Source organism: Thalassovita mediterranea (genome assembly GCF_001458435.1).
Taxonomy (GTDB): domain Bacteria; phylum Pseudomonadota; class Alphaproteobacteria; order Rhodobacterales; family Rhodobacteraceae; genus Thalassobius; species Thalassobius mediterraneus.
Genome location: NZ_CYSF01000006.1, coordinates 559,383 through 571,821, shown reverse-complemented (window position 1 = coordinate 571,821; position 12,439 = coordinate 559,383). Strand labels below are relative to the sequence as shown.

Annotated in this window: 11 protein-coding genes; 1 reads left to right on the top strand and 10 read right to left on the bottom strand. The window is 57.2% G+C overall.

What is annotated here, in order from left to right; all coding sequences use genetic code 11:
* Nucleotides 1–346 precede the first annotated feature (346 nt).
* From TM5383_RS06695 to TM5383_RS06670, 6 genes are all read right to left on the bottom strand, one after another.
* Nucleotides 347–1,627: a TRAP transporter large permease gene (locus tag TM5383_RS06695; RefSeq protein ID WP_058318235.1), complete on the bottom strand. Its 1,281-nt coding sequence runs from the start codon at nt 1,625–1,627 to the stop codon at nt 347–349.
* Nucleotides 1,618–2,160 carry a TRAP transporter small permease gene (locus TM5383_RS06690; protein ID WP_058318234.1) on the bottom strand — a complete coding sequence of 181 codons (543 nt, stop codon included), beginning with the start codon at nt 2,158–2,160 and terminating at the stop codon, nt 1,618–1,620. Before TM5383_RS06690 ends, TM5383_RS06695 begins: the two co-directional genes overlap by 10 nt.
* A gap of 59 nt (nt 2,161–2,219) precedes the next feature.
* Entirely contained in the window at nt 2,220–3,194 is a 975-nt protein-coding gene (locus tag TM5383_RS06685) for a sialic acid TRAP transporter substrate-binding protein SiaP (protein ID WP_058318233.1), read from the bottom strand.
* A 64-nt stretch (nt 3,195–3,258) separates the two neighbouring features.
* Entirely contained in the window at nt 3,259–4,548 is a 1,290-nt protein-coding gene (locus TM5383_RS06680) for an L-fuconate dehydratase (protein ID WP_058318232.1), read from the bottom strand.
* Nucleotides 4,545–5,390 (bottom strand): fumarylacetoacetate hydrolase family protein, encoded by an 846-nt coding sequence (locus TM5383_RS06675; protein ID WP_058318231.1) that lies wholly within the window; start codon nt 5,388–5,390, stop codon nt 4,545–4,547. Before TM5383_RS06675 ends, TM5383_RS06680 begins: the two co-directional genes overlap by 4 nt.
* Before the next feature lie 14 nt (nt 5,391–5,404).
* Nucleotides 5,405–6,154, bottom strand: coding sequence for an SDR family oxidoreductase (locus TM5383_RS06670; RefSeq protein WP_058318230.1), 750 nt, complete (start codon nt 6,152–6,154; stop codon nt 5,405–5,407).
* Between the two features lie 260 nt (nt 6,155–6,414).
* Here TM5383_RS06670 and TM5383_RS06665 point away from each other — a divergent pair, with 260 nt between their 5' ends.
* On the top strand, nt 6,415–7,209 hold the full coding sequence (locus TM5383_RS06665) for an IclR family transcriptional regulator (protein WP_058318229.1): 795 nt from the start codon (nt 6,415–6,417) through the stop codon (nt 7,207–7,209).
* A gap of 128 nt (nt 7,210–7,337) precedes the next feature.
* On the opposite strand, the gene TM5383_RS06660 is transcribed toward TM5383_RS06665, so the two are convergent.
* The 4 genes from TM5383_RS06660 to TM5383_RS06645 all read right to left on the bottom strand — a co-directional run bounded on the left by TM5383_RS06660 (nt 7,338) and on the right by TM5383_RS06645 (nt 12,418).
* Complete coding sequence (locus TM5383_RS06660; RefSeq protein ID WP_058318228.1) at nt 7,338–8,345, bottom strand: Ldh family oxidoreductase; 1,008 nt, start codon at nt 8,343–8,345, stop codon at nt 7,338–7,340.
* A gap of 61 nt (nt 8,346–8,406) precedes the next feature.
* Entirely contained in the window at nt 8,407–9,057 is a 651-nt protein-coding gene (locus TM5383_RS06655) for a DUF3726 domain-containing protein (protein WP_058318227.1), read from the bottom strand.
* Nucleotides 9,054–10,757, bottom strand: coding sequence for a hypothetical protein (locus tag TM5383_RS06650; protein WP_058318226.1), 1,704 nt, complete (start codon nt 10,755–10,757; stop codon nt 9,054–9,056). Before TM5383_RS06650 ends, TM5383_RS06655 begins: the two co-directional genes overlap by 4 nt.
* Nucleotides 10,758–10,873: 116 nt before the next feature.
* Entirely contained in the window at nt 10,874–12,418 is a 1,545-nt protein-coding gene (locus tag TM5383_RS06645; protein ID WP_058318225.1) for a BCCT family transporter, read from the bottom strand.
* Between the last annotated feature and the right edge of the window lie 21 nt (nt 12,419–12,439).

The following is a 12,439-nucleotide window of genomic DNA, read 5'->3' as shown; positions in this document are numbered from 1 at the left end:
ATTGCCTTTACGGCAGAATTTTTGATGCGCATTGGATGCAACTTACCCCTTGATCACGCAATAATTTATTTGGTGCACCCTGTGTTGGGCGATCCGCTAAAGCTGAAATTCTGAAGCTTGGATGCTGTCGTGTTTTTGGTTGAGCAACCTTGCAGGGCGAAGGTGCAATAGTTGTGCCGTGCTCTGGCAGGGATGGAGCGAAATTCAATTTTTGTTAGCATTTCGTAGCGTCAGCTTGTAGGCGGAGGCAACGCGTGGTCTATGACGCTGCTTTTGAACTAAAAAACCAGCCTGCCGCTTTGCACAGCGACAGGCTGGTTGCATGTTTTCGGGACATGGATGGCCGTTAGGCGCCGTAAAGCAGCTCCGGTAACCAAAGCACCAGTGAGGGCACGAACGTCAGCAGTAATAGCACCCCGATCAGTGGGATTAGGAAGGGCAGGGTGGCACGGACGCATTGTTCAAACGGCACCTTCGAAACGCGCGACAGAACAAACAGCACCATGCCGACCGGCGGGGTCAACAGTCCCAGCATAAGATTCAAGATGACGATGATCCCCAAGTGGACCGGATCGATCCCGAACTGTGCGGCGACCGGCATCAGCACCGGAACCAGAATGGAAATCGCTGCGATGGTTTCCATGAACAGCCCGACAATCAACACCACCGCCATGATCAATAGTAGTACGACCGCTTTGCTGTCGGTGAACGACAGGACAAATTCGGCAAATTGGGCGGCGACCTGATTGGCGGTCAAAATCCACGCAAAGACCGAGGCTGCGCCAACAATCATCATGATCGCAGCAGTTGTTTCGATGGTTTCCAGTGAAATGACCGCCAGTTTCCGGACGCTGAGTGTGCGGTACACGATTGTACCAAGGAACAACGCGTAAGCGGCGGCGCCGATCGCGGCTTCGGTCGGTGTGAACGCGCCAGATACGATGCCACCGACGATGATCACGGGGGTCATCAGCGGTAGGAAAGCCGCTTTGAAACGGGTGGCGATCACGGTGGGGCTAAAGCTGACGTCGCGCGGATAGTCCCGTTTGCGCGACATCCACCAGATCATTGCGGATAGCGACAGTGCCATCAACAGCCCGGGGATAATGCCCGCGACAAAGAGTTTCCCGATGGAGACAGAGGCCATAACACCAAAAATCACCAGCGGCAGAGAGGGGGGGATGATCGGCCCAATGGTAGAAGAGGCCGCGGTTACGCCGACGCTGAAATCGTCGTCATAGCCCGCTTCGCGCATCGCTTTGATTTCGATAGCCCCCAATCCACCGGCATCTGCTACAGCGGCACCGGACATGCCGGCAAAGATGATGCTGGCACCGACATTTACATGGCCTAAACCGCCGTGCATCCAGCCGACAATGGCACGGGCAAATCCAAAGATGCGCGCAGTGATGCCCGCCGAGTTCATTAGCGCCCCAGCAAGGATAAAGAACGGGATCGCCAGCAATGGGAAGCTGTCCATGCCATTGACCATATTGTGCATCAGCAAGACGGGCGGCAGACCGGAATAGAGGATGTAAGCAAAAGACGACAGCGCCAGAGAGAACGCAATCGGCACCCGCAGCGCCATCAGAATAAAGAGCGATGCAAAGAGAATGATCAGGCCCATGTTGCACCTCGGGATTTCAGGGTTTTCAGGCGCTGCACGATTTGAAAGGCGACGACGCCAAGGTTGCCTGTGGTTAAGACCATAACGGCGATGTGCAGGTAGTATTTCGGGAATGGAAGCGAGACCATCTGCTGAAAAGATGTCCGTTGGATCAGTTCATAGGCGGACCAAATGATAACAGCGAACAACACGACAGATGCGGCCAAGGCAAACAGGTGAACCAGCCCCAGTTTACGGCCGTAGTATTTGTCGACGAATTCCAGTGCGATGTGGCTGCCAACCGCCTGACAGCGGATCGCACCAGCAAAGCCCAAGATGATCAGCAAATAGCGCGCCGCCTCTTCGGTCCACGCGACAGAGTCGTTAAGCACGTAGCGTGTGAAAAACTGCAAGAAGACCACCCCGAACAACGCCGCGAATATCGACAACAGCCCGTAGTCGGCGAAAGTGATCTTGTAAGTCTGAAAGTGTGCTTCGTCTTCGGCAGCCAGCGCATCGAAGTCAATTTCAGGTGGGGTTTCGTCCCTCGACATTGTTCTCTCCTCCCAGAAAGAAAGGCGGGCCCAGAGATGATCCGGGCCCGTCACAAGGATTATTCTTGGATGGCTTGCAGGCGTTCAAAGATTTCTTTGTCCCACGGAACATTGCCGCTGGTCAGCATTGGTGAGACAGCTGCCATGAACGGTGCGCGGTCTACTTCGTTCACGTTTACACCCTGGTCGCGGAACCAACTGACAAGCTCTGCTTCGGATTGAACTATTTCTTCCGAAGTGGCAGCGGCAGCTTCAGCCAGTGCATCCAGCAATAGCTGTCCATCGTCGCCCATTTTGCCCAACGTGACTGGCGATACCACAACTGCCAAAGAGTTGGTGATATGGCCAGTCAGGTTGATGTTGGACTGCACTTCGTAGAACTTCTTGAACTGGATGGTCGGCAGCGGATTTTCCTGCGCATCCACAACACCTTGCTGCAGGGCCAGATACACCTCGGCAAATGCCATCGGTGTCGGGTTGGCGCCGGTTGCTTTCGGGAACATCTGATACGCAGGGGCGTTGGGGGTACGGATTTTCAGGCCGTCCATGTCGGCGGGGGCCAAAATCGGTTTGTTCGATGTCACATGGCGGGCGCCATAGTAGGTCATCGTGGCAATGGTGTTGCCTGAGATGTTTTTGTATTCGCCTGCCATCTCATCAAAGAGGTCAGAGTTTACATAGGCTTTCCAATGCTCAAACGAGCGCATTGTGAACGGATAATCCGAGATGCTGATCGGGCCATATGACTGACCGAGGAAGGCAACGCCGGTATAGATCGCATCAACAGTACCAAGCGACAACGCCTCGTTCAGCGCGGCTTCTTTGCCGAGCTGGGATGCGGGGAACACTTCCATTGTGTAGCGACCGTCGGTCTTTGCTTCTAACAGTTCGGCCGCATTGACCATTGCCGCGTGATAAGGGGTAGACGCCTCATAAACGTGGCCAAAACGCAGGGTTTCCTGTGCCACGCCCGCGGTTGCGCCAAACGCAGACAGGCAGGCCGCACCAAAGACAGCTTGTTTGAAAGTGAACATTTCTTTTCCTCCATGAAGATTTTGAACCGCCTGTTTGTTTTGTTGTTGTGTCAGGCGGCAGGGGTTATTCCGCTGCCAGTTTTGGCAGGAAACGGAAATTTCTGATGCTTTCGGGTTTCATCTGGATCGAGAAGCCAGGGCGCTGCGGGGCCATGTAGGCACCATTTTTGACAACGCAGGGATCCACAAAGTGTTCGTGCAGATGATCGACAAATTCGATCCTCTTGCTGTCCTTCTCACCCGATATGGCGACATAGTCGATCATCGACATGTGCTGCACATATTCACACAGGCCCACGCCGCCAGCATGAGGCCAGACGGGCAGATCGTATTTTGCGGCGATGAGCATGACGGCCAGCACTTCGTTCAGGCCACCCATCCGGCAGCTGTCGATCTGAACGATGTCAATCGCGCCTTGCTGGATGAACTGTTTGAACATGATGCGGTTCTGGCACATCTCGCCCGTCGCAACCTTGATCGGTGCCACACTTTCGCGAATGGTCTTGTGGCCGAAAATATCATCAGGGCTTGTCGGTTCTTCGATAAAGAAAGGACGCGCAAACGACAGCGCCTTGACCCAGTCGATGGCTTGATCCACTTCCCAGACCTGATTGGCGTCGATCATGATATTCATGTCGTCGCCCAATTCTTCGCGTGCGATGGTCAGGCGGCGGATGTCATCGGCCAGGTCGCGGCCCACCTTGAACTTGGTGTGGGTGAAACCAGCCGCTTTCGCTTCGCGGCACAAGCGGCGCAGCTTTTCATCAGTATAGCCAAGCCAACCAGCCGAGGTTGTGTAGCAGGGGTATCCTTCGGCCTGTAGCGACGCGATGCGCTGTTGTTTTCCGCTGGCGGCCTTTGTCAGCAGAGCCAGCGCCTCGTCGGGGGTAATCGCGTCCGTCAGATAGCGGAAATCGACTAGGCGCACGATTTCTTCGGGGCTCATTTCACCGACCAGTTGCCACACTGGTTTGTCAGCCTCTTTGGCCCACAGATCCCAAACGGCATTGACCACGGCACCGGTCGCTAGATGGATCGCGCCCTTGTCCGGGCCGATCCAGCGCAATTGGCTGTCGCTGGTGATATGGCGCCAGAACCGGCCCATATCTTCAGTGATCCAGTCCAGGTCCAAACCGATGACCAGCGCGCCCAATGCTTCGATCGCGGCAACGCACACTTCGTTGCCCCGACCGATTGTAAACGTAAGGCCATGGCCTGCATGAGGACCATCTGTTTCCAGAACCACATAGGCCGCGGAATAGTCCGGATCGGGGTTCATTGCGTCCGACCCATCCAAGCTGGCCGAGGTTGGGAAGCGCAGATCTTCGGTTCTGAGACCTGTGATCTTGGTCATGCGCTTGCCTCGACCTTTTGGCGTTGTACGCCCAGACCCTCGATGCCCAATTCCATTACGTCGCCGGGTTTCAAGTAGACCTCGGGTGTCTGGCCCAGCCCGACGCCCGGAGGGGTGCCGGTCGAAATGACATCGCCGGGTTGCAGCGACATGAATTGCGACAGATGCGAGATGACCGTCGCGACATCAAAGTGCATAGTTTTGGTGGAACCGTCCTGATAGCGGTGCCCGTTCACTTCCAGATACATTGGCAGGTTCTGCGGGTCGGTGATTTCGTCGCGTGTTACCAACCACGGACCGATTGGGCCGAAAGTGTCAGCGGATTTACCTTTGACCCATTGGCCCGAACGATGCAGCTGGAAGTCACGTTCAGACAGGTCATTCACGACGCAGTATCCAGCGACATGATCCAGCGCATCTGCTTCGGATACGTACTTGGCCTCTTTCCCGATCACGACGCCCAGTTCGACCTCCCAGTCGGTTTTGACCGAATTGCGGGGGATTTCCACGGTGTCATCGGGACCGGTAATCGCTGAGGTTGCTTTGAAGAAGATCACCGGCTCTTCGGGCAATTCCATGCCGCTTTCAGCGGCGTGATCGGCATAGTTCAGACCGATACAGATGAATTTGCCCACCTGCCCGACGCAGGCCCCAATGCGGGGGGAACCTTCGACCAAGGGAAGGGCGTCTACGTCCAAGTCGCGGATCGTAGCAAGGCCAGCATCCGACAGCACAGCGCCCGAGATATCAGCGACTTTGTCAGATAGGTCGCGGATGTTGCCGTCTGTATCCAGCAGGCCCGGTTTTTCCTGCCCAACAGGGCCATAACGCAGAAGTTTCATATTCTTTTCCTCGGTTAGATGGTCCAACCGCCGTCGATGGCGAACGTCTGACCCGTTGTGAAGGCGGCCTCATCACTGGCCAGATATGTGGCAAGCGCGGCGATCTCTTCGGCCTTGCCGATGCGTTCCATCGGCTGGCGCGCGATGAAGTCTTGCAGCGATTTTTCATAGTCACCTGTGGCGCGCAGGCGGTCATGCAGGCTGGGACTATCAACGGTGCCGGGGCAGATCGCATTGCAGCGGATGCCTTTGGTGACAAAATCCGCGGCGATGGACTTGGTCAGGCCAACAACCGCCGCCTTCGAGGCGCAATAGGAAAAGCGGTTGGGGACACCTTTGACCGACGATGCAACCGATGCCATGTTGATAATGGCACCGCCTCCGTTTTCCAGCATTCCGGGCAGTACCAGTTTGGCCAGCCGGAACATCGCCTTGGCGTTCAGGTTGAAGCTGAAATCCCACTGGTCGTCGTCACATTCCAGAATGGACCCAGCGCCGACAAACCCAGCGCAGTTGAACAAAATGTCCAGCGGGCCTGCCTCTGCCACGGCCTGTGTGACGGCTTCGGCATCTGTGACGTCCAGTTTCAGCGCAGTGACACCCTCAAGGGCGGACAATTCAGCCAGAGCGGTTTCGTTGATGTCACAGGCGATGACCTTGGCCCCTTCGGCGACATAGCGTTCGACGCTTGCACGTCCGATGCCTTGGCCTGCGGCCGTAATCAGGGCCCGTTTTCCGGCCAGTCGGTACTTCGATTGTAGCATTTCGTCCTCGATTTCAGATGAAGGGGATTTGGTGCGCTTTGCGTTGTGACGGCAGGGCTGTGCCCTCCTCGAATGCTGCGGATGCGCGTTGCTCACGCGCCACCAATTTTCCTCCTCCAAGCAACTCCTCTTTTATCCAAATACAAATAATTCATTTATCTGTAAATACTAACATGAAAGAAGTGCTAACATGTCAGTTTCCGTTGCTAGCCTTGAGAGACGAGCCGAGTTTGCTATAACCACCCGCGGAGGAGCGCGAATTGACACAGAAAACGACCAAATACAGTGCGCCAGCCCTTGAAAAGGGCCTTGATATTATTGAACTTTTGTCGATTAGCGGTAGCGGTATGTCCCAGGGTGACATTGCAAAGGCGCTGGACCGCTCGCAGAGTGAAATCTACCGTATGCTGTCCACGCTGGTTCAGCGTGGCTATGTCATTCGTTCCGTCGAAGATGACCTCTATTCGCTCAGCCTGAAGCTATTTGCGGTCTCTCAGCGGCTCCCTCCGGTGGAGCGTTTGTTGGAAATAGCGATTCCCCGGATGCGGGTGATTACCAAACGGGCATGGCAGTCCTGCCATATGGGGATGGAAAGCAATGGCAGCATTGTCATCGTCGCCTCGGTTTCCTCGCCGTGGAGTTGGGGGCTTTCGCTGCGGGCGGGATCCGTTGTCGGTCTGGGCAATACTGGTACTGGTCGTGTGCTTGCAGCGTTTCGAACGGATGAGCAAATCGACGAGCTGCTGGATGACCACCAGCTGGCACCCGGAGAGCCAGAAATCGACCGTGCGGAGTTTATGGACCATGTCGCACGGATCCGCGAAGTCGGATATGAGCGGATGCCCTCATCTACCGTTCTGGGGGTCACCAACTTGGTATTTCCCGTGTTCGATAAGGATTGTCGCGCGATTTCGGTCGTGAACTGTCCTTACATGGAACGCATTGATAATCTGCAGGCACCATCGGTTGATGAGGTCATGGATATCTACAAAACTTTCGCGGATGAACTGACCGCCTACTACAATGGGCAGACCCTGAATTGGACAGAGAGTTGATATCTCGTTTGGCATGATCACGTTGGGATAAGCCCACGTGCTGTCTGCAAATACAATGAAGGCCAGTCATTCCCGATATGGGATGACCGGCCTTTTTATTGCGCTGTCGCGTTGCTGTTATCCGTCGCTCACAGCAGTGCACGTACTTTCTCTAGCAGGGCGGCGTTTACGGCCACGCCGTCTGTTGCTGCGCGCACGCGGGCAGTCTGGCGGCCATCGCCGGGCAGGCGCGCCCCGTCTTGGTCGCGGAACGATGCGACCAGCGCCGCCAGTTTTTCCTGGAACAAACCGCCGGATGTGGCTTCGGGGTCAATCGCGATGAAAAACTGGCCGGTCTTCGGCGGGCCACCTGCGGTGCCAGAGAACGGGCTGGCGACAGAGCCGAGGGTCGCGCCAGTCATGGCTGCGGCCATCAGTTCCACGGTCAGCGCGATGCCCACGCCTTTGTAGCCGCCAGAGGGAACCATGGACCCTTTCAGGCCTGCCTCAGGATCGGTGGTGGGCTGGCCGTTTGCATCCAGAACCCAGCCTTCGGGCACGGGTTGGCCTTCGCGGGCGTGTTTCATCACCTCACTTTTGGCGATGGTGCTGGCAGATTGGTCGATCAGCAGCGCGGCGTTCCCTTCAGCGTCGGGGGCCGAGATGGAGAATGGGTTGGTGCCTACAACAGGCTTGGCGCCGCCCGACGGTGCGATGGAGGCTGGCGCGTTGGTGAAACCGATGCCCATCAGGCCTGCCTGTGCCAGACGTTGGGTGTGCACACCCAGAACACCACAGTTGTAGGAATTGTTCACAGCCAGAACCGCAACGCCCATTTCTTTGGCCAGCGGGATCAGTTTTTCAAAGCCGAGATCGATGGCGCTATGGGCAAAACCCGTGGCCGCGTCCACGGTGACGACGGCAGGGCGGGGTTGATCCACAACAGGTTTTGCCTGCCCGTCAACCTTGCCGCATTCAACGTGCTGGGCATAGATCGGGATGTAGGCAAGGCCATGCGATGCAACGCCATCCGCTTCTGTCATGGCGGTGGCAACGGCGAGGGGGCGGGCATTCTCTTCGGATGTGCCTGCCTTGACCAGTGCGTCAAAGGCGAGCGTTTCGATTTCTGCGAGGGAGAGTGTTTCCGTGGCGGTCATGTTTGATCTTTCTATTTCACACATCGGATGCGGGTGGGGGAGGATCCACCCGCACAAGAGATTAGTCGTTGTCGCTAACGCCCGCGCCCGCGCCGCGCAGGCGGCTTTCTTCGGTGGCGGGGGCAAAGGTGCGGTGGGCAAATTTGCCCAGCTGGTCCCAGCTATCTTCGCACACTTCGGCGCGCATGACGGGTTCGCGTTTTCCGGTCATTTCTGCAGGGGCAGAAAAGACCAGCGTGGCGGCATGTTTGGATCGCAACGCCTCTGCTTCGCCTTGCACGCACAGTTGCTTGCCATCAGTGGCAACCCGCGCACCGTCCCATTCGGCGGCGACGGGCACGCCAAGGCGCAATGCCGCGCCGCCCATGAAGGGCACCGCCAGCAAGGGCAGGCTGACGTTTTGCATGGTGATGGTGCCGCGTTCCAACAGGCGCACGGCGCAGTCCGACAGCGATGCGCCTGCGATCAACGGGCTCATCCGGCGGGTTGGGGCGTGCCAGATATCCGCACTGAGAGAGACGGGCGATACATCAATCGGCGGGATGCGGTCGTTCATCTGCAACAGCTCGGTCAGCATTTCTGTTCCCGGAAAACCGAATGCCGACAGCCAGCGCGTACCTTTGGCGGCCTCTTCGGACAGGCCCCAGGACAGGCCAGCGCCGCGTGCGGCGCGTTTGCTCATCGCTTCGATTTCGTTCAATGAGTGGCTCATGCTGCGCTCTCCTCGAGTTTGGTGTCAGCAGCCGGGAATACCCAGAAGTCGGCGTTTTCAGGGGTCAGTTCCATCGGCAGCGGCGCGTTGCCGTACATGCAGATGCGCACCCAGCGATCCGAACGCGGGTCAAATTGCGTGGCCCCAAAGAAGGCCAGTTTGCAACGCAGCATGTCGATTGGCAGAACCTGATCGGAAATCGTGTTGTCGCGAATTTCCGCATAAGGCGCACGGCCAACGATCTGGGCACGGCGCAGTACGTGGCGGTGTTCGGGGTGGCGCAGTAGGAAGTCGGCTACCTGTGCCTCATCCGGCCAGTGGGACAGCGCTTTGAACAGCTGCGCGGCATCGCGACCCGGTGCCAGCGGTTGTTCATATTCCTCGATCGGCTCTTCGAACCGTTCACCCAGCCGCGGTTCCAGTTTTTCTTCGGAAACATACCACGCACGGGCGCGGTTGGCTGGGCTCTGCCAGTCAGTATCGATCGCCCAAGAATACACGTCGGTCAGTAGGGCGCGCAGATCGCGCACACTCATCGCGCCAGCGATACGGAAGGTGGCGGTGTTGTCGGCTGCCATATCCCATGCAAAGTCGTCCACCAATGCCCCGTAGGGTTCAAGGATCAGGGAGGCAATCCATTCCTGCCCCTCCAGCGAGAGCGTGTCCGCTGCCCAACGATAAAGCTTATCCCAAGGGTGGTCATCCGTCAGATCTGCTGCAGCCAGATAGGCGTCTACCTTGGCCACGTCAGATCGCAGGCCCTGTAGCTTCTCGATCTGGATCGGATGTTCAGAATGCCATTTAGCGATAGTGACTTTGCTGCGCGCGACCAGCGACTTGAACAGTGCCACGTCTTCAGGGCTGGCGGATGCCAGGCTGCGCACGGTCTGAATTGCGTTTTCGCGGGCGGAAATCCAGTTGTTGAACAGAACCGGATGGTTCAGCAGAAACGGTGCCATGCCGAGGCCGGTAGAGTTGCCGATCCCCATCGAACGGCCCAGTTCAGGCGACAGGCTTGCAGCGGTGGTGCCGTTTGCGGCAGCGCGACGGTTTGCCATATGCTGTACCAAATCCAGCACGAACCAGCGGGTCAGGTAGACCGACAGCATTTCCACCTGAAACGGGGCGGCGAATTCGGGGCGGTCGGCAATCATTTCGCGATCAGCCGCGCCCAGCTTGCCGGATCCATAGACCGCAGTGGTGCGCATCAGATAGCCAACGGCATTAATCTGTTCGGGGTCAGGTTGGCGTCCATCTGCTAGGCAGGACACCACATGTTCCCACAGTCGCACGGAACGGTTGGCGCGCGACACGGACAATTCTGTTCCGGTGACGCGGCCAGCTTCTTGAACCGGGATGTTGTTGCTAAGGCGTTCGATGTCTTGGGCAGTGGGGATGCCATCAAACAGGGTAAAGGTCGCATCCCATGCCTCCGCGATCACGCGGTCGGATCGTTTTTCAGCTGGCAGATCGTGGGCGAATGCAATCAGTGAATACGAACGTTCGGGACCGTGCACGGTGTAAACCGCATGGCCTTCGCCTGCGTCATTCACATCAAATGCGGTTTTCTCAAAACGCCAGCCTTCACGGGCCAGACGACGGGTCAGCACGCGCATGAATGACAGGCGGGATTGGTGGATGGAACCCAAACGCGCGAGGCGCATAACGGTGTTGGGGGCACGGCGTTGAATATCGGTCATGCTCTTGGCCTTTGCAGTCAGAACGGTTGTGCATTCGGGGGGTAAGGCGACATGCCGGAAACAGGCCGCGAATACACGACGAGAGTGTTAGGCGCCCAAAGGCGCCCAACCATAACTTAGTTCTCTTTCCCTTTCGCCAAGGTGATGCGCAGGGCATCCCACAGCGAAGGCAGCAAAATCAGTGACACAGGTACTGCTGTGACAACGATAAAGCTCTGCAGTTTGGAGACACCGCCCGATCCGACGGAGATCAGGATCACGGCCATGACCCCCATAGCGATCCCCCAGAAAACACGCACAGCCGCCGGCGGGTTGTCGCCTTTGGTCATGGTGGCGGAGATCACATAGCTCATCGAGTCGCCGGTGGTGGCTACGAAGATCGTGGTCAGGATAAGGAACAGGATCGAGATCAGGAAGCCCATCGGCAGGTTTGACGTGATCGCCAGCAGCGCCGCAGGCAGGTTGAACCCTTCGAAGGCTTTCGAGATGGTGCCCGGATCAGCCAGTTCCATCGAGATGCCGGTGCCACCGATGATGGTGAACCAGAAGTTGGTCACGATCGGCGCGATGATCGACAGCATGATGATGATCGAACGGATCGAACGGCCGCGCGAGACACGGGCGATGAACATCGCCATCAGCGGGCCATAGCCCATGAACCAGCCCCAGAAGAACACAGTCCACCAGCCCAGCCAGCCAGGTGCGCCAAACAGACCCGCATCACCACGATACAGCGCCATCTGGAAGAAGTTGGCAATGTAGGTGCCAAAACCAGAGAAGAACGAGCCAAAGATAAAACCGGTCGGCCCTGCGATCAACACAAACAGCAGCAGTGCAGCGGCCAGAATGACGTTGATCTTGGACAAGAGCTGAATGCCACGCGACAGGCCAGTCATTGCAGAAATGGTGTAGATGCTGACAAGTGCCGCAATCACCATGAACTGCGTTGCAAACCCGTTCGGGATGCCAAACAGATCCTCCAGACCATAGGCGACCTGTAGCCCAAGGAAACCGATAGGACCAACAGTGCCCGCAACCACAGCGATGATCGATGAGGCATCAGCAATCAGACCAATCGGGCCGTTGATCGCTTTGTCCCCAAACACAGGGTATAGCAGGGTGCGCGGCGCCAGAGGCAGACCCTTTTCATAGTGGTAGTGCATCAGCATTACGGTCGACAGCGAACCAAGGATGGCCCAGGCTAGGAAACCCCAGTGCATGAAGCTCTGTGCCATGGCTGCATTTACGGCCTCAGGCGTGCCTGCTTCAGCGCCGTAGAGTGGCGGGGAATACAGGTAGTGCGCAATCGGCTCACCTGCAGCCCAGAACACGCCGCCGCCAGCAAGCAGCGTACACATGATCATCGAACCCCACTGGAATGTGGTAAATTCCGGCGCGGCCAGATTGCCTAGGATCGCTTTGCCGCCGGGCAGAACGCACAGCAGTAGACCGATCAGGAATGTCGCCAGCAGCAGAACCTGCCAGTACAGTCCGAAATACGTGGCAGAGATGTTAAAACCCCAGTCTACAGCCGCTGACAGCGCGTCAAGGTTGACCAGCGCAGCGATACAGAACAGCCCGATAAAGCCCCCTGAGATCAGGAAAAGCGGCTTGTTCACCTTGCCTTCCTGACCGTTTGTTTCCAACGATTTGTCCGTCATACTTCCCTCCTTGGTGGTGGC